The sequence below is a fragment of the Klebsiella aerogenes genome, from assembly GCA_029027985.1.
Classification (GTDB): Bacteria; Pseudomonadota; Gammaproteobacteria; order Enterobacterales; family Enterobacteriaceae; genus Klebsiella; species Klebsiella aerogenes_A.
Map to the genome: position 1 here is coordinate 1,571,789 of CP119076.1, position 23,248 is coordinate 1,595,036.

Annotated in this window: 19 protein-coding genes; 14 read left to right on the top strand and 5 right to left on the bottom strand. The window is 55.6% G+C overall.

The features are described 5' to 3' along the window. Window position 1 precedes the first annotated feature (1 nt). Window positions 2-1,192, top strand: coding sequence for a mannonate dehydratase (uxuA, locus tag PYR66_07480; GenBank protein ID WEF29543.1), 1,191 nt, complete (start codon window positions 2-4; stop codon window positions 1,190-1,192). Between the two features lie 303 nt (window positions 1,193-1,495). Here the strand turns inward: uxuA and yeiP are convergent, their stop codons facing one another. Further along, a complete protein-coding gene (gene yeiP, locus PYR66_07485) occupies window positions 1,496-2,068 on the bottom strand; it encodes an elongation factor P-like protein YeiP (GenBank protein WEF29544.1) in 573 nt (190 codons plus the stop codon). A gap of 205 nt (window positions 2,069-2,273) precedes the next feature. Between yeiP and PYR66_07490 the strand changes: the two genes are divergently transcribed. After that, window positions 2,274-2,528 (top strand): YkgJ family cysteine cluster protein, encoded by a 255-nt coding sequence (locus PYR66_07490; GenBank protein ID WEF29545.1) that lies wholly within the window; start codon window positions 2,274-2,276, stop codon window positions 2,526-2,528. Here the strand turns inward: PYR66_07490 and setB are convergent. Then, complete coding sequence (gene setB, locus PYR66_07495) at window positions 2,525-3,706, bottom strand: sugar efflux transporter SetB (GenBank protein ID WEF29546.1); 1,182 nt, start codon at window positions 3,704-3,706, stop codon at window positions 2,525-2,527. The two genes, PYR66_07490 and setB, sit on opposite strands and share 4 nt — an antisense overlap. Before the next feature lie 330 nt (window positions 3,707-4,036). On the opposite strand from setB, the gene fruB reads away from it, so the two are divergent. The 3 genes from fruB to fruA are packed head-to-tail and all read left to right on the top strand — an operon-like array spanning window position 4,037 to window position 7,817. Continuing rightward, the gene (fruB, locus tag PYR66_07500) at window positions 4,037-5,167 is read left to right on the top strand and encodes a fused PTS fructose transporter subunit IIA/HPr protein (protein WEF29547.1); all 1,131 of its coding nucleotides are present in this window, start codon (window positions 4,037-4,039) and stop codon (window positions 5,165-5,167) included. Continuing rightward, window positions 5,168-6,106: a 1-phosphofructokinase gene (gene fruK, locus PYR66_07505; protein ID WEF29548.1), complete on the top strand. Its 939-nt coding sequence runs from the start codon at window positions 5,168-5,170 to the stop codon at window positions 6,104-6,106. A gap of 16 nt (window positions 6,107-6,122) precedes the next feature. Then, window positions 6,123-7,817 carry a PTS fructose transporter subunit IIBC gene (gene fruA, locus PYR66_07510; GenBank protein WEF29549.1) on the top strand — a complete coding sequence of 565 codons (1,695 nt, stop codon included), beginning with the start codon at window positions 6,123-6,125 and terminating at the stop codon, window positions 7,815-7,817. 53 nt (window positions 7,818-7,870) lie between these two features. Here the strand turns inward: fruA and nfo are convergent, their stop codons facing one another. Both nfo and PYR66_07520 read right to left on the bottom strand, forming a co-directional pair. Then, complete coding sequence (gene nfo / locus PYR66_07515; protein WEF29550.1) at window positions 7,871-8,725, bottom strand: deoxyribonuclease IV; 855 nt, start codon at window positions 8,723-8,725, stop codon at window positions 7,871-7,873. A gap of 97 nt (window positions 8,726-8,822) precedes the next feature. Continuing rightward, entirely contained in the window at window positions 8,823-9,872 is a 1,050-nt protein-coding gene (locus PYR66_07520) for a YeiH family protein (protein WEF29551.1), read from the bottom strand. Between the two features lie 179 nt (window positions 9,873-10,051). Here PYR66_07520 and yieE point away from each other — a divergent pair, with 179 nt between their 5' ends. From yieE to cirA, 3 genes are all read left to right on the top strand, one after another. Further along, on the top strand, window positions 10,052-10,918 hold the full coding sequence (gene yieE, locus PYR66_07525; GenBank protein WEF29552.1) for a DNA-binding transcriptional regulator YeiE: 867 nt from the start codon (window positions 10,052-10,054) through the stop codon (window positions 10,916-10,918). 185 nt (window positions 10,919-11,103) lie between these two features. Continuing rightward, window positions 11,104-12,573: an amino acid permease gene (locus tag PYR66_07530; GenBank protein ID WEF29553.1), complete on the top strand. Its 1,470-nt coding sequence runs from the start codon at window positions 11,104-11,106 to the stop codon at window positions 12,571-12,573. 290 nt (window positions 12,574-12,863) lie between these two features. Further along, a complete protein-coding gene (gene cirA, locus PYR66_07535; GenBank protein ID WEF29554.1) occupies window positions 12,864-14,837 on the top strand; it encodes a catecholate siderophore receptor CirA in 1,974 nt (657 codons plus the stop codon). 153 nt (window positions 14,838-14,990) lie between these two features. Here cirA and fghA read toward each other — a convergent pair whose 3' ends face one another. Beyond that, on the bottom strand, window positions 14,991-15,827 hold the full coding sequence (gene fghA / locus PYR66_07540) for an S-formylglutathione hydrolase (protein ID WEF29555.1): 837 nt from the start codon (window positions 15,825-15,827) through the stop codon (window positions 14,991-14,993). A 346-nt stretch (window positions 15,828-16,173) separates the two neighbouring features. On the opposite strand from fghA, the gene folE reads away from it, so the two are divergent. The 6 genes from folE to mglC all read left to right on the top strand — a co-directional run bounded on the left by folE (window position 16,174) and on the right by mglC (window position 23,153). Next, on the top strand, window positions 16,174-16,842 hold the full coding sequence (gene folE / locus PYR66_07545) for a GTP cyclohydrolase I FolE (protein WEF29556.1): 669 nt from the start codon (window positions 16,174-16,176) through the stop codon (window positions 16,840-16,842). A gap of 15 nt (window positions 16,843-16,857) precedes the next feature. Then, a complete protein-coding gene (gene yeiB / locus PYR66_07550; GenBank protein WEF29557.1) occupies window positions 16,858-18,015 on the top strand; it encodes a DUF418 domain-containing protein YeiB in 1,158 nt (385 codons plus the stop codon). A 155-nt stretch (window positions 18,016-18,170) separates the two neighbouring features. Further along, complete coding sequence (galS, locus tag PYR66_07555) at window positions 18,171-19,193, top strand: HTH-type transcriptional regulator GalS (GenBank protein ID WEF29558.1); 1,023 nt, start codon at window positions 18,171-18,173, stop codon at window positions 19,191-19,193. A gap of 297 nt (window positions 19,194-19,490) precedes the next feature. Next, window positions 19,491-20,489 carry a galactose/glucose ABC transporter substrate-binding protein MglB gene (gene mglB, locus PYR66_07560; GenBank protein ID WEF29559.1) on the top strand — a complete coding sequence of 333 codons (999 nt, stop codon included), beginning with the start codon at window positions 19,491-19,493 and terminating at the stop codon, window positions 20,487-20,489. 117 nt (window positions 20,490-20,606) lie between these two features. Continuing rightward, window positions 20,607-22,127, top strand: a complete 1,521-nt coding sequence (gene mglA, locus PYR66_07565; GenBank protein ID WEF29560.1) for a galactose/methyl galactoside ABC transporter ATP-binding protein MglA — start codon at window positions 20,607-20,609, stop codon at window positions 22,125-22,127. Between the two features lie 15 nt (window positions 22,128-22,142). Beyond that, entirely contained in the window at window positions 22,143-23,153 is a 1,011-nt protein-coding gene (gene mglC / locus PYR66_07570; GenBank protein ID WEF29561.1) for a galactose/methyl galactoside ABC transporter permease MglC, read from the top strand. Window positions 23,154-23,248: the final 95 nt, after the last annotated feature.

Sequence of the window (23,248 nt, forward strand, 5' to 3'; positions counted from 1 at the left end):
GATGGAGCAAACCTGGCGTTGGTATGGACCGAATGATCCGGTATCGCTTGATGATGTGCGCCAGGCGGGCGCTACGGGCGTCGTGACTGCGTTGCACCACATTCCGAATGGCCAGGTCTGGCCGCTTGCAGAAATTCAACAGCGTCTGGCGCTGTTGGCGGAAAAGGGTCTGAGCTGGTCGGTGGTGGAAAGTATCCCGGTGCATGAGGATATCAAAACCCACAGCGGGGAATATGAGACCTGGATTGCCAACTATCAACAGAGCATCCGCAACCTGGCGGCCTGCGGTATTGATACCGTTTGCTATAACTTCATGCCGATTCTGGACTGGACGCGTACCGATCTGGAATACCAACTGGCTGACGGCTCCAAAGCGCTGCGTTTTGACCAGATTGCGTTTGCCGCTTTTGAGTTGCATATCCTCAAGCGCCCCGGCGCGGCGGCGGATTACAGCGATGAAGAGCAGCAGCAGGCTGAAGCTTACTTCAGCGCAATGAGCGCGGCGGATATCGAGAAACTGACCCGCAATATCATTGCCGGTCTGCCGGGAGCGGAAGAGGGCTATACCCTCGATCAATTCCGCGCTCGTCTGGCGGAGTACGATCACATTGATAAAGCGCAGCTGCGTGAGAACATGGCCTACTTCCTGCGCGCGATTGTGCCGGTGTGTGAAGAAGTTGGCGTACGTCTGGCGGTCCACCCGGACGATCCGCCGCGTCCAATCCTCGGTCTGCCGCGTATCGTCTCAACCATTGAAGATATGCAGTGGCTGAAAGAGACGGTAGATAGCATTTATAACGGCTTCACCATGTGTACTGGATCCTATGGCGTGCGCGCTGATAACGATCTGGTGAAGATGGTGGAAACCTTTGGCGATCGCATTCACTTCACTCATCTGCGTTCAACCTGTCGTGAAACGAATCCAAAAACCTTCCACGAGGCGGCGCACCTGAACGGCGATGTCAATATGGTGGCGGTGGTGAATGCGATCCTGAGCGAAGAGCTGCGCCGTAAAAAAGTCGGCGATCTGCGCCCGATCCCGTTCCGTCCGGATCATGGTCATCAGATGCTTGACGATCTGCGTAAGAAAACCAATCCGGGTTATTCGGCGATTGGCCGCCTGAAAGGGATGGCAGAAGTACGCGGCGTAGAGCTGGCGCTGAAAATGACCAAATACCCTGAATTGCTGTAAATATTGTAGGAAGAATGCCCGGCCGGGCTACGGTTTGGTCGTTTGGTAGCCCGGGCCAGGCGTCAGCCGTCACCCGGGGGTTTTCCCTGCTCGCGCTGCGCTTAGCAGGGCTACGGTTCTGCACCGTCCGGTAGCCCGGGTCAGGCGTCAGCCGTCACCCGGGGGTTTTCCCTGCTCGCGCTACGCTTAGCAGGGCTACGGTTTTGCGCCGTCCGGTAGCCCGGATGAGGCGCGTAGCGTCGCTATCCGGGAACGGAGCCGGCCTGCGCGACGCAGAGCCGGGTTACCGTCAGGCACGGGACGTTAGTCCGCGCGGCCCATATAGCGGCATTCTTCGATATGAATGCGGATTTTCTCACCGCTGGTCAGGTATTCCGGAACCTGAATCACCAGACCGGTGCTCAGGGTTGCTGGCTTGGTGCGCGAGCTGGCGGAGGCGCCTTTGATGCCCGGTGCGGTTTCAACGATTTCCAGATCTACCGTCTGCGGCAGCTCCAGCGCCAGCAGTTGGCCATCCCAGGTCAAAACCTGCATATCCGGCATACCGCCTTCTGGGATAAACTGCAGCTCTTCTTCGATCTGCTCTTTGGTGAAGGTATACGGGGTATAGTCTTCTTTATCCATGAACACGTATTCGTTGCCGTCGATGTAGGAGAAATCAACGAAACGGCGGGTCAGGGTCACAGTATCGACGATGTCGTCACCTTTGAAGCGCTCTTCTACTTTCAGGCCGGTACGCACGTCGGAAAAACGCATTTTGTACAGCGTTGCTGCGCCACGGGCGCTAGGAGACTGAATATCAATGTTTTTAACAATCAGCAGTTTGCCGTTGTAATTCAGCACCATACCTTTTTTAATTTCATTCGCTCTTGGCATTGCAGTAATCCTGTCACTTAAAGGGTCAAAAATATCGCGTAAAACTACTCGCGCCGGGCCTTCCAGGCAAGCGGAATTCGCGACTTTTGCTATCTCCAGGCAAATCTCTGAAGGATGCGGCTGAAAACGCGGTATCCTCAGCTTCAGCTTTCCTGACGAGCGATATTTTGCTACTGTCCGCCCCCCACTCATTAAGGAGTCAGGTATGGAATGTCGCCCGGACTGCGGAGCCTGTTGCACTGCGCCGTCCATCTCAAGCCCCATTCCCGGAATGCCTGACGGCAAGCCGGCAAACACCCCGTGCGTGCAGCTCGATGAACATCTGCGCTGCAAGATTTTTACCTCGCCGCTGCGCCCGAAAGTTTGCGCCGGTTTACAGCCGGCGGCGGAAATGTGCAGCAGCACGCGTCAGCAGGCAATGGCCTATCTTATCCATCTCGAAGCGTTGACTGCGCCCTAAACGTCTTTAATACGCCACAGGCAGCCCTGGGCGATAACTCCCATCACCAGCGCTATCCAGAACACTGCGTGATAGCTCCAGATTTCCGCGACCACGCCCGCCAGCGAACCGGCGATGATCCAGCCGACGCGGGTGGTGTTGGTATACAACGTGGTCGCCGCGCCCGCCTGACCCGGCATGAGATCCTGAAAATAGAGCATCCCGATACCGGCGAGGATACCGATGTAAATCGCGTTCAGCGCCTGCATTGCCAGCAGCAGAGCCGGGGTATGAACGGTTAGCATACCGACATAAAACAGTAGCCCGGCAACGGCGGCGATCCGCATCAGGAAGCGTTTGCCAAAGCGTTTAGCGTAGTAACCGGCGATCAGCATGGTAGGAATTTCCAGACCGGCGGCAGTGCCCATCATCAACCCGGCCAATTTCTCTGGTAGATGCAGTTCATCAATGATAAACAGCGGCATGTTAATGATGTACAGGCTGTTGGTGCCCCACATTAACGTACAGATGCTGAACAGCAGCAGCGCATCGCGGCGGTTGCTGCGCGGCGCTTCAAGATGGCCGACGGCGGTTTTGCCTTCCTTACGCATGCTGGGCAGGAAAAACCAGACCATCAACGCGCAGACGATAAACGCCGCGGCGGCGCTGAGGTACATCACGGCAAAGCCGAAGCCCATCGCCAGCGCATAGGCCAGCGGCGGCCCAATGACCCACGCCAGCGACACCTGAGCGCGCAGAATCGAGCTGAACATGACCGCTTCGCGTCCGGTTTTATCGGCATGCTCACGAGCGAGGGCGAACATCTGCGGGTTGGCGGTAGAGCCGAAGCTGCTGAGGAAGACGCCGACAAACAGCAGAATAAAGTAGTTGCGGTTCCAGGCGAACAGCGCACAGGCCAGCATGCCCAGCAGGCAGCAGACGACGATCAGCTGTTTCCGATCGCCTTTGCGGTCGGAACGTCCGGCGAGAAACTGGCTCACCAGAATACCGATCACTGCGCTACCGGTAAAAAAGAAGCCGACCATGGCCGGGCGCACGTGCACCTCGTTGGTCAGAAACAGGCTCAGGGTCGGGGTTTGCAATGCCCCGGCGATCCCCGTCAGGAAAGCGACGATCAAAAAGGCGGAAGAGGTCAGGTCAAATCCGCGGCGGGGAAGGGCGGCGCTACTGTTCTGCATGCTGGAATGTCGATGGTTTCAGGAGACGCGAAGTTTACGCCGACACTCATAAAATGAACAGTGGTATGGCACGAAAAATTAAAAAGGCGTTTCAAATTATGTCGTTCAGCAAAAAGCTGAAGCGGCATGCGTTTTTGATCCTGTGCTTCAGCAAAAATGTGCGGTATCTCTAAATTCTGTCATCAGGCCGCGGAGTTTTCTTGCGCAGTGCACAATAAAGGTACAGACTAATTGAAACGTTTCAGCGTCATCAGGTTATTATGCCATCATCGGGTGACGTATTTTTTCTCAGGTTAGCTGAAACGATTCAATTCAGCAGAGAGGAGAACTATGTTCCAGTTATCTGTACAGGATATCCATCCCGGCCAACAGGCCGCGAATAAAGAAGAGGCAATACGTCAGATTGCTTCCGCGCTGGTGAGTGCGGGCAATGTGGCGGACGGCTACGTTAACGGCATGCTGGCACGCGAACAGCAGACCTCCACTTTCCTTGGCAACGGCATTGCGATTCCTCACGGCACCACCGATACCCGCGATCAGGTGTTGAAAACCGGCGTGCAGGTGTATCAGTTCCCGCAGGGCGTGACCTGGGGTGAAGGGCAGACTGCTTATGTTGCTATCGGTATCGCCGCTAGCTCTGACGAGCACCTCGGGCTGCTGCGCCAACTTACGCACGTCCTGAGCGACGACTCGGTTGCCGAGCAGCTGAAAACCGTGACCACGGCTGAAGAGTTGCGCGCCCTGTTGATGGGAGAAAAGCAGAGCGAAGCGCTGAAGCTCGATAACGAGACGCTGAGTCTGGACGTGGTCGCTAACGATCTGCTGACGTTGCAGGCGTTGAACGCCGCGCGGTTGAAAGAAGCGGGGGCGGTCAGCGCCGAGTTTGTCAGCCGTGCCATTAATGACGCGCCGCTGAACCTGGGCCAGGGTATCTGGCTGAACGACTGCGCGGCAGGCAATCTGCGCAGCGCCGTGGCCGTCAGCCGCGCTGCTAACGCTTTTACCACCGACGAACAGCCGGTTGCGTTGCTGGTCACCGTCGCGATGGCCGATGAGCAGCCGACGCCGGTACTTCAGCGCCTGGGAAATCTGCTCATTGATAAAAAAGCAGACCACCTGCTGAAGGCCGATGCCGCCACGCTGCTGGCGCTGCTGACCCGCGACGACGCCGTGGCTGAAGATGTGCTGAACGCGGAGTTTGTCGTACGTAACGAGCATGGCCTGCATGCCCGTCCGGGCACCATGTTGGTTAATACGATTAAACAATTCTCCAGCGACATTACCGTCACCAACCTTGATGGTTCCGGCAAACCGGCTAATGGCCGCAGCCTGATGAAGGTGGTGGCGCTGGGTGTGAAAAAAGGTCACCGTCTGCGTTTTACCGCGCAGGGTGAAGATGCGCAACAAGCGCTGGATGCGATTGGCGAAGCAATCGCCGCAGGCCTTGGGGAGGGCGCATAAATGAGCAGACGTGTAGCAACAATTACTTTAAACCCGGCGTACGATCTGGTGGGTTTTACCCCGGAAGTCGAACGCGGGGAAGTGAACCTGGTACGTACCACCGGCCTGCACGCAGCAGGCAAGGGCATCAACGTGGCGAAAGTGCTGAAAGATCTCGGCATCGACGTTACTGTCGGCGGCTTCCTTGGTAAAGACAATCAGGACGGCTTCCAGCAGTTGTTCAGCGAACTGGGTATCGCCAACCGCTTCCAGGTGGTGCAGGGGCGTACCCGTATCAACGTCAAGCTGACGGAAAAAGACGGTGAAGTGACCGATTTCAACTTCTCCGGTTTTGAAGTGACCCCAGCAGACTGGGAGCGCTTCGTGACGGATTCACTGAGCTGGCTGGGCCAGTTCGACATGGTTTGCGTCAGCGGCAGTCTGCCGTCCGGCGTTAGCCCGGAAGCTTTCACCGACTGGATGACGCGTCTGCGCAGCCAGTGCCCGTGCATTATTTTCGATAGCAGCCGCGAAGCGCTGGTGGCCGGGCTGAAAGCCGCGCCGTGGCTGGTTAAGCCAAATCGTCGCGAGCTGGAAATCTGGGCTGGCCGCAAGCTGCTTGAAATGCAAGACGTGATCGAAGCCGCCCATGCGCTACGTGAACAGGGGATTGCCCACGTGGTGATTTCGCTGGGCGAAGAGGGCGCGCTGTGGGTCAATGCCTCCGGCGAGTGGATTGCCAAGCCGCCTTCCGTTGAAGTAGTCAGTACCGTCGGCGCCGGTGATTCTATGGTTGGCGGCCTGATATACGGCCTGCTGATGCGTGAATCCAGCGAGCACACGCTGCGTCTGGCGACAGCCGTCGCCGCCCTGGCGGTGAGCCAGAGCAACGTTGGCATTACCGATCGTACCCAGTTGGCCGCAATGATGGCGCGCGTCGACTTACAACCCTTTAATTAACAGCAGGAGAGGCATAATGAAAACGCTGCTGATTATCGATGCCGGGCTTGGACAGGCTCGCGCCTATATGGCGAAAACCCTGCTCAGCGCCGCGGCGCAGAAAGCGCATCTTGAGCTGATCGATAACCCGAACGATGCCGAACTGGCGATCGTGTTGGGCACCTCGCTGCCAGCTGACAGCGCGCTGAACGGTAAAAATGTCTATCTGGGCGATATTAACCGCGCGGTTGCTCACCCTGAATTGTTTCTCGGCGAAGCGAAAGATCATGCGAAGCCGTACGTTGCGCCAGCGGCGGTAGCCGTTCCGGCCGCCGCACCGGGGCAGAAACGTATTGTCGCCGTGACCGCGTGTCCGACCGGCGTTGCTCATACTTTTATGGCGGCGGAAGCCATTGAAACTGAGGCCAAAAAACGCGGCTGGTGGGTGAAAGTGGAAACCCGCGGTTCTGTGGGGGCGGGTAACGCCATCACTGCGGAAGAGGTCGCGCAAGCAGATTTAGTGATCGTTGCCGCCGATATCGAAGTCGATCTGGCGAAATTCGCCGGTAAGCCGATGTATCGCACGACTACCGGTCTGGCGCTGAAGAAAACGGCGCAGGAACTGGATAACGCCGTAGCGGAAGCGAAACCGTATCAGCCATCCGGTAAATCGCAAGCGTCTGGCGAAGGCAAAAAAGAGTCGGCTGGCGCTTATCGCCACTTGCTGACCGGCGTTTCCTATATGCTGCCGATGGTGGTCGCGGGCGGTCTGTGTATCGCGCTGTCGTTTGCGTTCGGTATTAAAGCGTTTGAAGTGAAAGACACCATGGCGGCGGCGCTGATGCAAATCGGCGGCGGCTCGGCCTTTGCGCTAATGGTGCCGGTACTGGCGGGCTTTATCGCTTTCTCCATCGCTGACCGTCCGGGTCTGACGCCGGGTCTTATCGGCGGTATGCTGGCCGTTAGCGGCGGTTCCGGCTTCATTGGCGGGATCATCGCCGGTTTCCTTGCCGGTTACGTGGCTAAATTGATCAGCACGAAGCTGAAACTGCCGCAGAGTATGGAAGCGCTGAAACCGATTCTGATCATTCCGCTGGTTTCCAGCCTGATCGTCGGTCTGGCGATGATCTACCTGATCGGCAAACCGGTTGCCGGTATCCTGGCCTGGCTGACCCACTGGCTGCAAACCATGGGTACCGCGAACGCGGTTCTGCTCGGCGCGATCCTTGGCGGCATGATGTGTACCGATATGGGCGGCCCGGTGAACAAAGCGGCTTACGCTTTTGGCGTGGGGCTGCTGAGTACCCAAACCTATGCGCCGATGGCGGCGATTATGGCGGCAGGGATGGTACCACCGCTGGCGCTCGGTCTGGCGACGCTGGTCGCGCGCAACAAGTTCGATAAATCGCAGCGTGAAGGCGGTAAAGCGGCGCTGGTGCTGGGCCTGTGCTTTATCACTGAAGGGGCGATTCCGTTTGCCGCTCGTGACCCGATGCGTGTGCTGCCTTGCTGTATCGTCGGCGGTGCGGTAACCGGCGCTATCTCGATGGCGGTTGGCGCGAAACTGATGGCGCCGCACGGCGGCCTGTTCGTCCTGCTGATCCCCGGCGCGATCACCCCGGTGCTGGGCTATCTGCTGGCGATTATTGCCGGTACGCTGGTCGCGGGCCTCTCTTACGCGGTGCTGAAACGCCCGGAGGCGCCGGCGGCGGAAGTCGAAAAAGCGGCGTAATCCAACCTGAATAGAAAAGGGCCGAGAGTTCGGCCCTTTTTTTGTCTCTATTTTCACGCCATTTCGGCAGTCTGCTGCGCTCGTAGCCAGGCAATTTCTTCCGCCCAGATATCCGGATTAATGGTTTCCAGAATCAGCGGGATCCCATCGAAGCGGCTATCCTGCATGATCCAACGGAACGCGTCATGGCCGATGTTGCCTTCGCCCAGGCTGTGGTGGCGGTCGACGCGGCTGCCAAAGGCGCTTTTGGCATCGTTCAGGTGCATACCGCGCAGGTACTGGAAGCCAACGATGCGTTCGAATTCGGCGAAGGTCTTTTCACACTCTTCCGCGCTGCGCAGGTCATACCCGGCGGCGAAGGCGTGGCAGGTATCGATGCAGACGCCTACGCGGGATTTATCTTCTACGCCGTCGATGATGGCGGCCAGATGTTCGAATTTAAAGCCGAGATTGCTGCCCTGACCGGCGGTGTTTTCGATAACCGCGGTGACGCCTTCGGTTTTCGCCAGCGCGATGTTGATGGATTCGGCGATGCGTGCCAGACACGCATCTTCCGGGATTTGCTGCAGATGGCTGCCGGGATGGAAGTTCAGCAGCGTTAAGCCCAGCTGCTGACAGCGGGTTAGCTCATCAATAAACGCCTCGCGGGATTTCTCCAGCGCTTCTTCGACCGGGTGACCGAGGTTAATCAGATAACTATCGTGCGGCAGGATCTGCCCTGGGCCGAAGTGATATTTTTCGCAGGCGGCTTTGAACTCGGTAATGATTTCGTCGGTTAGCGGCGCGGCGCGCCACTGACGCTGATTCTTAGTGAAGAGGGCGAAGGCGGTCGCTTCGATTTCGGCGGCGCGGATGGCGGCATTGGCCAGCCCGCCGGAGGCGCTCACGTGCGCTCCAATATATTTCATAAAAAAACTCCAGTTAAGCCGCTGGGGGGAGGGTAATGATAGCGGCTTAACCGGAGAGTTACAGCAATGAATGTCGATCGATGAGAAAACGTCGTGCTTAACCCATCAGATGATGGATAGCGAAGTTAATCGCGCCGCCGCCGACAATCAGCCAGACGAACAGCACCAGCGCCATCAGCAGCGGTTTGGCGCCAGCTTTTTTCAGCGCGCTGACGTGGGTGGTTAATCCCAGCGCGGCCATCGCCATTGCCAGCAGCACGGTATCAAGCGTGACCAACATATCAACCGCGGCTTTCGGTAGCAGGTGGAAGGAGTTAAACACCGCCACCAGAATAAACAGGATGGCAAACCACGGAATAGTGATTTTACTTTTTTCACCGTTACTGGCCGGCGCCAGCTGTTTAACGCGAGCGGCGATGAACAGCAGGAATGGAGCCAGCATCATCACGCGCAGCATTTTCGCAATAACCGCGGCATTTTCCGCATCCGGGCTAACCGCATGTCCTGCGGCAACCACCTGGGCGACTTCATGCATGGTCGATCCCATATAGATGCCGTAGGTTTCCGGAGTAAACCAGTGCGCCAACAGTGGATACATCGCCGGATACAGGAAAATAGCGATGGTCCCGAAGATAACGACCGTGGCCACGGCTACCGTCACTTTACTGGCTTCGGCTTTGACTACCGGCTCGGTAGCCAGAACCGCCGCGGCACCGCAGATGCTGCTCCCGGCGCCGATGAGCCAACTGGTGTGCTTATCAAGGCCAAAGACCTTCTGCCCGAGGAAACAGGCAATAAAGAAGGTGCTGGAAAGCGTCAGTACGTCAATCAGGATCCCACTGACGCCGACATCCGCGATTTGGGCAAATGTCAGGCGAAAGCCGTACAGAATGATCCCCAGGCGCAGCAGATACTGCTTCGCGAAAATGACCCCGCCATCGCAGGACTGCCAGATATGCGGGTAAACGGTGTTACCGATAACCATGCCGAATAAGATAGCCAGCGTCAGCGCGCTGAAGCCCGCACCAGCAATGGCGGGAAAGCTGCCCGCCCAAAGCGCGGCGCCGGTCAAGGCGGCAGTCAGCGCCAATCCCGGGACGAAATGTCGCAGGGGACGATGTTTAGTGGGTAAAGTGAGTGCTGTCATAACCTTCTCCTTTGTCTGGGCAAAGAATACGACCGGCTGGTTTAAAAATAAAATTGATTATATGTTTATAATTTATCGGAATAAGTGGTATACCCGTCATCCATCAGGCTACAGCCGTGTGGATTTATGTCACCATAGCGCTGATGGTTATCCAGATTGGGTTAATAAACAGGTGAGTTATGCATATCACGCTACGGCAGCTGGAAGTTTTTGCTGAGGTTTTGAAAAGCGGGTCGACCACGCAGGCATCGCAGATGCTGGCGTTGTCGCAGTCGGCGGTGAGCGCGGCGCTGACCGACCTGGAAGGGCAATTGGGTGTACAGCTTTTTGACCGCGTCGGCAAACGGCTGGTGGTCAATGAACATGGTCGCTTACTTTATCCGCGCGCGCTGGCGCTGCTGGAGCGTGCCGGGGAAATAGAACAGCTGTTCCGCGGCGATAACGGCGCTATCCGCGTCTATGCCAGCAGCACGATCGGCAACTATATTCTGCCGGAAATCATCGCCCGCTACCGTCGCGATTTTCCTGAGCTACCGTTGGAGCTGAGTGTCGGCAATAGTCAGGATGTGATTAATGCTGTCAGCGATCTGCGCGTGGATATTGGCCTGATTGAAGGGCCGTGTCATGCGGCGGATATTATCGCCGAGCCGTGGATTGAAGATGAACTGGTGGTGTTCGCCGCGCCGGATTCCCCGTTCTTAGAGGGCGAAGTGACGTTGCAACGGCTGGCGGAAGCGCAGTGGATCCTGCGGGAAAATGGTTCCGGCACGCGGGAAATCGTTGACTATGTCCTGTTGTCGCACCTGCCTGCATTTCAGTTGGGTATGGAGCTTGGCAACTCTGAAGCGATTAAACACGCGGTCCGCCACGGGTTAGGTATTAGCTGCCTGTCGCGGCGGGTCATTGCTGAACAGCTGGAGGCCGGTACGCTGGTGGAGCTAACGCTGCCGTTACCTCGCCTGACGCGCACCCTGTGGCGTATCCGCCATCGGCAAAAACACGTATCCAAGGCGCTGCAGCGCTTCATCCGCTACTGCGAGGTGTAGTGGTATATCTCGCGTAAGCACCGCTTTTTTTTTCTGTTTTTTTTATGCGCCAGCCGAAGATTACTGCTTTACTAATAATTTGTGTCAGATCATGAAGCTCTCTTATAACTCTGCATTTGTACCGGATGGACTGGCGATCGTCTGCTACAATCGCGCCTCATTTTTTGGATGGATAGCATTTTCACATGGTTTCGGAAACTAAAACCACAGAAGCGCCCACGCTCCGTCGCGAGCTAAAAGCGCGCCACTTGACCATGATCGCGATTGGCGGTTCCATCGGTACAGGTCTTTTCGTTGCCTCTGGCGCAACAATTTCTCAGGCAGGCCCAGGCGGCGCGCTGCTTTCTTACATTCTGATCGGTTTGATGGTGTATTTCCTGATGACCAGTCTCGGCGAGCTGGCGGCGTTTATGCCGGTCTCGGGCTCCTTTGCGACTTACGGTCAGAACTACGTCGAAGAAGGTTTTGGTTTCGCGCTGGGTTGGAACTACTGGTACAACTGGGCGGTGACCATCGCGGTTGACCTCGTTGCCTCGCAGTTGGTAATGAGCTACTGGTTCCCGGATACACCCGGCTGGATCTGGAGCGCGTTGTTCCTTGGCATTATGTTCCTGCTGAACTGGATCTCGGTTCGCGGTTTCGGCGAAGCGGAGTACTGGTTCTCGCTGATTAAAGTCGCCACTGTTATTATCTTTATCATCGTCGGCATCATGATGATTTTCGGTATCTTCGAAGGTTCGACGCCTGCGGGCTGGAGCAACTGGGGTATCGATGATGCGCCATTTGCTGGCGGCTTCGCGGCGATGATCGGCGTGGCGATGATTGTCGGCTTCTCGTTCCAGGGAACTGAGCTTATCGGTATCGCTGCAGGTGAATCGGAAAATCCGGAGAAAAACATTCCACGCGCCGTGCGTCAGGTGTTCTGGCGTATTCTGCTGTTCTACGTCTTTGCGATTCTGATTATCAGCCTGATCATTCCGTATACCGATCCGAGCCTGCTGCGTAATGACGTCAAGGACATTTCGGTCAGCCCGTTCACGTTGGTGTTCGAGCATGCCGGCCTGCTCTCTGCGGCGGCGATCATGAACGCGGTTATCCTGACGGCGGTACTGTCGGCGGGTAACTCCGGGATGTACGCTTCTACCCGTATGCTGTACACCCTGGCCTGCGACGGCAAAGCGCCGCGCATCTTCTCGAAACTGTCGAAAGGCGGCGTGCCGCGCAACGCGCTGTATGCCACTACGGTGATTGCGGCGCTGTGCTTCCTGACGTCGATGTTTGGCAACCAGACGGTTTATCTGTGGCTGCTGAATACCTCCGGGATGACCGGCTTTATCGCCTGGCTGGGTATTGCGATTAGTCACTATCGTTTCCGCCGCGGCTACGTGTTGCAGGGGAACGATATCAATAACCTGCCGTATCGTTCTGGTTTCTTCCCGCTGGGGCCGATCTTCGCCTTTGTTCTGTGCCTGATTATCACCCTCGGCCAGAACTATGAAGCTTTCCTCAAGGACACCATCGATTGGGGCGGCGTGGCAGCGACTTACATCGGTATTCCGTTGTTCCTGGTTATCTGGTTTGGCTACAAACTGGTAAAAGGCACTCGTTTCGTCCGCTACAGCGAAATGCGGTTCCCGGAGCGCTTTAAAGGCTAACTCCGCGCTCTGCCGCACGCCGAAAAACCCTCTGTAAAGAGGGTTTTTTTATGTCTGAACGGCTTACAAATAGAAACACTTATTGATAATTGTAATCATTATCTTTATCATCTGGGCAAATTCAGGATGAAGCCAATCTCCATATCTTGCCGTTCAACACCGATCGCAAGGGGCGACCAGCCACATCGACTGTAAAAATCTGCGCGCGCAGCCGCAAGAGCCGCGTGCCGACAGTATGTGAAAGCAGCACCCCTTTGTTTGATTTGTTGTTGACCTCATGGAGATTTGGAATGTTCAGGTTAAACCCTTTTGTCCGGGCGGGACTGTGCGCGTCCGTCATATCAGTAGCATTTCCGGCGCTGGCCGCAAATGATGACGAAACGTTGGTTGTCACCGCCGCGGCGACTGAACAGAGCGTCAAAGACGCTCCCGCCAGTATCAGCGTGATTACCCAGCAGGACCTGCAGCGCAAGCCAGTGCAGAACCTGAAGGACGTGCTGCGCGATGTGCCAGGCGTTCAGCTCACTAACGAAGGGGATAACCGCAAAGGCGTCAGCATCCGCGGCCTTGATAGCAGCTATACGCTGATCCTTATCGATGGCAAACGCGTGAATTCACGTAACGCCGTCTTCCGCCATAACGATTTCGACCTTAACTGGATCCCGGTCGATTCCATTGAACGTATCGAAGTGGTTCGCGGCCCGATGTCCTCTCTGTACGGCTCCGACGCGCTCGGCGGCGTCGTTAATATCATCACCAAAAAAATCGGCCAGAAATGGACCGGTACCCTCAGCACCGATGCCACGATTCAGGAACACCGCGATCGCGGCGATACCTGGAACGGCCAGTTCTTCACCAGCGGTCCGCTGATTGACGGCGTACTGGGCATGAAAGCCTACGGCAGCCTGGCGAAGCGCAGCAAAGACGACCAACAGTCCTCCAGCAGCGCCGCTGGTGAAACGCCGCGCATTGAAGGCTTCACCAGCCGTGACGGCAACGTCGAGTTCGCCTGGACCCCGACCGAGAATCAGGACATTACCGCAGGTTATGGCTTCGATCGACAGGATCGCGATTCCGATTCTCTCGACAAAAACCGTCTGGAGCGCCAGAACTACTCCCTGACCCACAACGGGCGTTGGGATATCGGCAACAGTGAAGTGAAATTCTACGGCGAGAAAGTCGATAACAAAAACCCGGGGCAGTCGGGAACCATCACCTCGGAAAGTAACGCGATAGACGGTAAGTATGTGATGCCGCTGGGTATGATCAACCAGATCGTGACCCTCGGCGGCGAATGGCGCCATGATAAGCTGAAAGATCCGGTGAACCTGAGCAGTGGCGGTAAATCGACCTCCGCCAGCCAGTATGCACTGTTCCTTGAAGATGAGTGGCGGATCGTTGAACCGCTGGCGCTGACTACCGGTATCCGTATGGACGATCACCAGACCTACGGCGATCACTGGAGCCCGCGTGCTTATCTGGTTTATAACGCGACCGATACCGTGACCGTGAAGGGCGGCTGGGCGACGGCCTTTAAAGCGCCGTCGCTGCTGCAGCTAAACCCGGACTGGACCACCAATTCTTGCCGCGGCAGTTGTAGCATTATCGGTAACCCGGACCTGAAACCGGAAACCAGTGAAAGCTTTGAACTGGGTCTGTACTACAGCGGTGAAGAGGGATGGCTGGAAGGTATCGAGGGCAGCGTGACCGCCTTCCAGAACAATGTCGACGATATGATCGATATCCTGCGTACCTCCAGCGCCAGCGAAGCGCCGGGCTACCCGAACTTTGTTGGCTGGAAAACCGTGAACGGTAAACGTGTGCCGGTGTTCCGCTACTTCAACGTCAACAAGGCACGGATTAAAGGTGTGGAAACCGAAGTGAAGGTGCCGTTCGGCGAAGAGTGGAAGCTGACGGTCAACTACACCTATAACGATGGTCGTGACCTGAGCAACGGCGGTAACAAACCGCTGCAGACGTTGCCGTTCCATACCGCCAATGGCACCCTCGACTGGAAGCCGCTGGAGGACTGGTCCTTCTATGTGACGGCGAACTACACCGGCGAGCAGCGCGCGGTAAGCGCGACTGGCAAAACCCCGGGCGGCTATACCATGTTTGATATTGGCGCCGCGTGGCAGGTCAGCAAAAGCGTGAAGCTGCGCTCCGGCGTGTTGAACGTTGGCGACAAAGACCTGAGTCGTGATGATTACAGCTATACCGAAGATGGCCGACGCTACTTTATGGCTGTCGATTATCGCTTCTGATCGCACAGTAAAAGAGAGTCGTCAGCCGAGCTGACGACTCTCTGCCAACGCTTTTTTCGCCCGCCGCATCTATTATGGTGAGAAACAGCACTCACATTACCAATTACTACCGTCTAGCGGGCGACCAGGTGGTGGAAATTGGTCGGCGAGTGGCTACCTCAGCAGGTGCTGCGCATGAAAGCGCAAGTGATCCTCAATAAATGAAGCAATGAAATAGTAGCTGTGGTCGTAGCCGGGCTGAATACGCAGCGTCAGCGGCCACTGTTTCTGCCGCGCCGCTTCCGCCAGTACGGCGGGCTGCAGCTGGGTGCTGAGGAACTGGTCGGCGTCACCCTGGTCAATCAGTGTGGGGATTGCATTCTCAGCCTGACTGGCCTGCATTAATGCGCTGCTGTCCCATTCTTGCCACGTCGCTTCATCATTACCCAAATAGGCGCTGAACGCCTTTTGTCCCCACGGGACATTGCGTGGATTGACGATGGGTGCGAAAGCCGAGACACTGGTAAAACGCCCCGGATTTTTTAGCGCCATCATTAACGCGCCGTGGCCGCCCATCGAGTGGCCGCTGATGGCGCAGCGGTCAGCAAGGGTAAACTGGCTGTAAATCAACTGCGGCAACTCATCGCGCAGGTAGTCGTACATGCGGAAGTGCGTCGCCCACGGCGCCTGAGTGGCGTTAAGGTAGAAACCGGCGCCTTGCCCGAGATCGTAACCGTCATCATTGGCGACGTCATTGCCGCGTGGGCTGGTATCCGGCATCACCAGTGCAATACCCAATTCGGCGGCGACGCGCTGCGCGCCAGCCTTAGTCGTGAAGTTCTCGTCGTTACAGGTCAAACCGGACAGCCAATACAGCACTGGCGGCGGCGTGGTTGCTGCCGTCGGCGGTAAAAAGAGGCTGAACGTCATGGCGCAATTCAGAGTACGGGAGTGATGCCGCCAGCGCTGCTGCCGACCCTCGTAACAGCGATGTTCTTCAAGCAGTTCCATGCAGGGCTCCTTGGGTATCTATGTGTAATGCTTAATAATACAGATATTTCATTAACCCGTGAGCAACTTTCACTTTCCCGTAGCGTAAAGCTATTGCATCATTCATATGGGTTATAAAAAACGTCTCTACATATCTACAGTACTAATGATTACGCGCGGCGGCGGCAGTAACGCTCGCTGGCCTCGCGTATCGACGACGTCCAGCTGCGCCGGTAATGATGAAAGGCTGCGCCAATTTCAATAATTATCACCCCGGCTACTGGATTATGTGCGCCACCTCACGCACAATGAGTGCAAACTTTGCCCTCAGAAGAGCAAAGAGCGCCACACCTGCAGGAGAACCTAAATGTCATCATTGAGTAAAGAAGCCATACTCGTTCATGAAGCGCTGGTCGCTCGTGGGCTGGAGACGCCGCTGCGTCCGCCAGTACAAGAAATTGATAATGAAACTCGCAAGCGTCTGATCGCCGGGCACATGACTGAGATTATGCAGCTGTTGAATCTCGATCTCAGTGACGACAGCCTGATGGAGACTCCGCATCGCATCGCCAAAATGTACGTTGACGAGATTTTCTCCGGCCTGGATTACGCCAGATTCCCGAAGATCACCGTTATCGAAAACAAAATGAAAGTTGACGAGATGGTCACCGTGCGTGATATCACGCTGACCAGTACCTGTGAACATCACTTCGTTACCATCGATGGTAAAGCCACGGTCGCCTATATCCCGAAAGATTCGGTGATCGGCCTGTCGAAAATTAACCGCATCGTCCAGTTCTTCGCCCAGCGCCCGCAGGTGCAGGAGCGTCTGACGCAGCAGATCCTCACCGCGCTGCAGACATTGCTGGGCACCAGCAATGTGGCGGTATCGATCGACGCAGTGCACTACTGTGTGAAAGCGCGCGGCATCCGTGATGCGACCAGCGCCACGACCACCACCTCGCTTGGCGGTCTATTTAAATCCAGCCAGAATACCCGCCAGGAATTCCTGCGCGCCGTACGTCACCACAATTAATTCGGAGCAGGGTGCATGGAGAGAAACGTCACGCTGGACTTTGTTCGCGGCGTCGCCATCCTCGGCATCCTGCTACTGAATATCTCCGCCTTCGGCTTACCCAAGGCGGCCTATCTGAATCCGGCCTGGGCCGGACATATTTCACTTAGCGATGCCTGGACCTGGGCGATCCTCGATCTGTTCGCGCAGGTCAAATTCCTGACCTTATTTGCTTTGCTGTTCGGCGCCGGATTGCACATGCTGCTGGCGCGCGGCAAGCGCTGGATCCAGTCGCGGTTGACGCTGCTTGCTCTGCTTGGCTTTATTCACGGTCTCTTTTTCTGGGATGGCGATATTCTGCTGGCCTACGCGCTGGTGGGGCTCATTGCCTGGCGAATGGTGCGCGACGCCCATCACGTCAAATCGCTGTTCAATACCGGGGTCGTGCTTTATCTGATCGGTATTGTAGTACTGGTGCTGTTGGGGTTGATTGCGGGTAACGGCGCCAGCCGTTCATGGGTTCCTGATGCGGCTAATTTACAGTACGAGCAGTACTGGAAGCTGCGCGGCGGCATGGAAGCGGTCAGCAATCGCGCGGATATGCTCTCGGACAACCTGGTGGCGTTGGGTGTGCAGTACGGCTGGCAGTTGGCGGGGATGATGCTGATGGGCGCGGCGCTGATGCGCTGCGGCTGGTTGAAAGGGCAGTTTAGCCTCAACCACTACCGCCGCGTCGGGGTTGTGCTGATTATCGCCGGGATGGCGGTTAACGTGCCGGCGATCGCCGCTCAGTGGTATCTGCAGTGGGATTATCGCTGGTGCGGTTTTCTGTTGCAGGCGCCGCGCGAGCTCGGCGCGCCGCTGCAAACCATCGGCTATGCCGCGCTGGCGTGGGGGTTCTGGCCGCAGTTGTGCCGGTTGCGCCTGGTTGGCGCGATTGCTTGCGTTGGGCGGATGGCGCTTAGCAACTATTTACTGCAGACTCTGATCTGTACCACGTTGTTCTACCGTTTTGACCTGTTCATGAAATTTGACCGCTTGCAGTTGCTGGCATTTGTGCCGGCGGTGTGGGTCGTTAATCTCCTCTTTTCGCAGTTTTGGCTGCGCCATTTCCGTCAGGGCCCCGTTGAGTGGCTCTGGCGTCAGTTAACCATGAGAGCCTCAGGGACATCATCCAGAAACACATCCGTATAACGATCTCGATCACAATCATTAACAAAATGGATGTAACCGTTTCCAGTCGTGTGACTTCACTCACGTAGCGTGGCGAACGTCGCTGCCAGAATAGCCACCTTGCTGAACACAGGAGGTGGGTGTGACGTATTGTAATGCGATTAAGGCGGGTATGTATGATCACCATTCGTGATGTTGCCCGTCAGGCGGGGGTTTCCGTGGCGACGGTTTCACGCGTGCTGAACAACAGCTCGCTGGTGAGCCCGGATACGCGGGAAGTGGTCATGAAGGCGGTGACGCAGTTGGGTTACCGGCCAAATGCGAATGCCCAGGCGCTGGCCACCCAGGTGAGCGATACCATCGGCGTGGTGGTGATGGATGTGTCAGATGCCTTTTTTGGCGCGCTGGTCAAAGCGGTGGATACCGTTGCGCAGCAGCATCAAAAATATGTGCTGATCGGTAATAGCTACCATGAAGCGGAAAAAGAACGTAACGCCATCGAGGTGCTGATTCGTCAGCGCTGTTCGGCGCTGATCGTGCATTCGAAGGCGTTAAGCGATGCCGAACTCGGCGATTTTATGCAGCATATCCCCGGGATGGTGCTGATTAACCGTATCGTGCCTGGTTTCGCGCATCGCTGCGTTGGCCTGGATAATATCAGCGGCGCGTTGATGGCAACGCGAATGCTGCTCAATCATGGTCATCAGCGTGTCGGTTATCTCTCTTCCAACCACGGTATCGAAGATGATGACCTGCGCCGGGAAGGCTGGTCCAGGGCGTTGCAGGAGCAGGGCATTGTTGCTCCGGATAGCTGGGTGGGTTCGGGATCGCCGGATATGCAGGGCGGCGAAGCGGCGATGGTTGAACTGCTGGGACGTAATTTAGGCCTGACGGCGGTGTTCGCCTACAACGACAGCATGGCGGCGGGGGCGCTGACGACCCTGAAAGACAACGGTATTGCCGTGCCGCAGCATCTTTCGCTGATCGGTTTTGATGACATTCCGATTTCCCGTTACACCGACCCGCAGCTGACGACGGTGCGTTATCCCATTATGTCGATGGCGAAACTGGCGACCGAGCTGGCGTTACAAGGCGCGGCGGGGAAACTCGATAGCGAGGCCAGTCACTGTTTTATGCCGACGCTGGTACGCCGCCATTCGGTGACGCAGAAGCAAAGTGTGGGGCCGATCACTAACTGACCCTTTCAGTGGATGTAACCGCTTTCAATCTGTGAGTAAATTCACAGTATATTAACATTCGCCTGTTTATGATGGCAGCGTTGACCAGTCCGAACCAATACTGTGCTGATGATGAGATTATTCGTCATCATAAACAACGAGTTAGGCACTTGATAAAGCCGTTTTTTTGGAGCGTTACCCTACACGGAAGATAGAATTAACGTTGTGAATATCGTTGTGCGGTAACCCTAATGTAACAGCCCCCGCCAGCGAATTTCACGCATAAAAACGAAGCAAAATAATAAAACCGGAGATTCCATGAATAAGAAGGTACTAGCTCTGTCCGCTGTAATGGCTGGCATGCTTTTCGGCACCGCAGCACACGCGGCGGATACCCGTATCGGCGTCACGATCTACAAATATGACGACAACTTTATGTCGGTTGTTCGTAAGGCGATCGAGAAGGACGGTAAATCCGCGCCGGATGTACAGCTGCTGATGAATGACTCGCAGAACGATCAGTCCAAGCAGAACGATCAGATCGACGTGCTGCTGGCGAAAGGGGTGAAAGCGCTGGCGATTAACCTGGTTGACCCGGCGGCGGCAGGCACGGTTATCGATAAAGCGCGCGGGCAGAATGTGCCGGTGGTGTTCTTTAACAAAGAGCCATCGCGCAAGGCGCTGGATAGCTACGACAAAGCGTACTACGTCGGTACCGACTCAAAAGAATCCGGGATTATCCAGGGCGACCTGATCGCCAAACACTGGAAAGCGAATCCGAACTGGGATCTGAACAAAGACGGCCAAATTCAGTTTGTCCTGCTGAAAGGCGAGCCGGGCCACCCGGATGCCGAAGCGCGTACAACTTACGTCATTAAAGAGCTGAACGACAAAGGCATCAAAACCCAGCAGCTGGCGCTAGATACCGCGATGTGGGATACCGCGCAGGCGAAAGATAAGATGGACGCCTGGCTCTCTGGCCCGAACGCCAACAAAATCGAAGTGGTGATCGCCAACAACGATGCGATGGCGATGGGTGCGGTAGAAGCGCTGAAAGCGCACAACAAGAGCAGCATTCCGGTATTCGGCGTCGATGCCCTGCCAGAAGCGCTGGCGTTGGTGAAATCCGGCGCGATGGCCGGTACCGTGCTGAACGATGCCAACAACCAGGCCAAAGCGACCTTCGATCTGGCGAAGAACCTGGCTGACGGCAAAGAGCCTGCGGCTGGCACCAGCTGGAAAATTGAGAATAAGATTGTTCGCGTACCGTACGTCGGCGTGGATAAAGACAATCTCAGCCAGTTTATCGGTAAATAAGTTTTCACTGCATTGCGGGCGCGCTGAGCGCGCCCGATTATTCCTGATACCGAACCCGAATTTGCTTCGATAGTATTTTATCGTTGCGGATCGGCACGAACGCAGCCAGGTATAACTATGGTCAGCAATAATAGCGCACAGTCAGGCGAATATTTGTTGGAAATGAGTGGCATCAACAAATCGTTCCCCGGCGTTAAGGCTCTTGATAATGTCAACCTCAAGGTCCGTCCGCACTCGATCCATGCCTTAATGGGAGAGAACGGCGCAGGCAAATCGACATTATTAAAATGCCTTTTTGGGATCTATCAAAAGGATTCCGGCAGTATTCTTTTTCAGGGAAAAGAGATCGATTTCCATTCGGCAAAAGAGGCCCTGGAAAACGGTATTTCAATGGTTCACCAGGAATTAAATCTGGTATTACAACGTTCGGTGATGGACAACATGTGGCTGGGGCGTTATCCCACCAAAGGCATGTTTGTCGATCAGGACAAAATGTATCGCGATACCAAAGCGATATTTGATGAACTGGATATTGATATTGACCCGCGCGCCCGCGTCGGCACCTTATCGGTATCGCAGATGCAGATGATTGAAATTGCCAAGGCATTCTCCTATGACGCCAAAATCGTCATTATGGATGAGCCGACGTCATCGTTGACCGAAAAAGAGGTCAATCACCTGTTTAAAATCATCCGCAAGCTAAAAGAGCGCGGATGCGGCATTGTGTATATCTCCCATAAAATGGAAGAGATATTCCAGCTGTGCGATGAGATTACTATTCTGCGCGACGGTCAGTGGATCGCTACCCAGCCGTTGGAAGGGCTGGATATGGATAAGATCATTGCGATGATGGTTGGCCGCTCATTGAACCAGCGTTTTCCTACTCGCGAAAATAAACCGGGCGAAGTGATCCTTGAGGTCCGTAACCTGACTTCGTTGCGCCAGCCGTCAATTCGCGATGTCTCGTTCGATCTGCACAAGGGCGAAATCCTTGGTATTGCCGGACTGGTGGGCGCCAAACGTACTGATATCGTCGAAACGCTGTTTGGTATTCGCGAAAAAGCCAGCGGCACCATTACGCTGCATGGCAAAAAGATTAATAACCATAGTGCTAACGAAGCCATCAACCATGGTTTTGCGTTAGTGACCGAAGAACGGCGTTCGACGGGGATCTATGCCTACCTCGATATTGGGTTTAACTCGCTGATCTCCAATATCAAAAAGTACAAGAATAAAGTCGGTCTGCTGGATAATTCACGGATGAAAAGCGATACCCAATGGGTTATCGATTCGATGCGTGTAAAAACACCCGGACAGCACACGCAAATCGGTTCACTTTCTGGCGGTAACCAACAAAAGGTCATTATCGGGCGTTGGTTATTAACTCAGCCGGAAATATTAATGCTGGATGAACCGACGCGCGGCATTGATGTCGGCGCAAAATTCGAAATTTACCAGCTGATTGCTGAACTGGCCAAAAAAGATAAGGGCATCATTATTATTTCTTCTGAAATGCCGGAACTGCTGGGTATTACCGATCGTATTCTGGTGATGAGCAACGGGCTGGTTGCCGGAATTGTTGAGACCAAAACCACGACGCAAAATGAAATTCTGCGTCTTGCGTCATTGCACCTTTGATATCAGGGGCTTTCCATGAGTGCGTTAAATAAAAAGAGTTTTCTCACTTACCTGAAAGAGGGTGGGATTTACGTTGTTCTTTTGGTCTTGCTGGCCATTATTATTTTCCAGGATCCCACCTTCTTAAGTTTACTGAACCTAAGTAACATCCTGACCCAGTCGTCGGTGCGTATTATTATCGCCCTCGGCGTCGCAGGTCTTATCGTCACCCAGGGGACGGACCTTTCCGCCGGGCGTCAGGTGGGCCTGGCGGCGGTGGTAGCGGCAACCATGCTGCAGGCGGTGGATAATGCCAACAAAGTGTTCCCGGACATGGCGACCATGCCTATCCCGCTGGTGATCCTGCTGGTCTGCGCGATTGGTGCAGTGATTGGCCTGATTAACGGTATCGTGATTGCCTACCTTAACGTGACGCCGTTTATCACCACTTTGGGTACGATGATCATCGTTTACGGCATCAACTCCCTGTACTACGACTTTGTCGGCGCATCGCCGGTCTCTGGCTTCGATAGTCACTTCTCACAGTTCGCCCAGGGTTTTGTGGCGTTAGGTACTTTCCGCCTGTCGTACATCACTTTCTACGCGCTTATTGCGACCATCTTCGTGTGGATCTTGTGGAACAAAACCCGCTTCGGCAAAAACATCTTTGCTATCGGCGGTAACCCGGAAGCGGCCCGCGTCTCTGGCGTTAATGTCGCGCTGAACCTGTTGATGATTTATGCGTTGTCCGGCGTGTTTTATGCCTTTGGCGGGCTGCTGGAAGCCGGACGTATCGGTTCGGCGACCAACAACCTCGGCTTTATGTATGAGCTGGATGCGATCGCGGCCTGCGTGGTGGGCGGGGTCTCCTTCAGCGGCGGCGTCGGCACCGTCTTCGGCGTCGTGACCGGGGTGATTATCTTCACCGTCATTAACTACGGTCTGACCTATATCGGCGTTAACCCGTATTGGCAGTACATTATCAAAGGGGCGATCATCATCTTCGCCGTGGCGCTGGATTCACTGAAATACGCACGTAAGAAATAAGAGAAGCCCGGCGAAAAAATGCCGGGCTTTTACTTTGCCGCCCGGACGAGGTGCGAAGCGCCGACTCCGGGAGTCCCGGCGTCACTTCGTTCGGC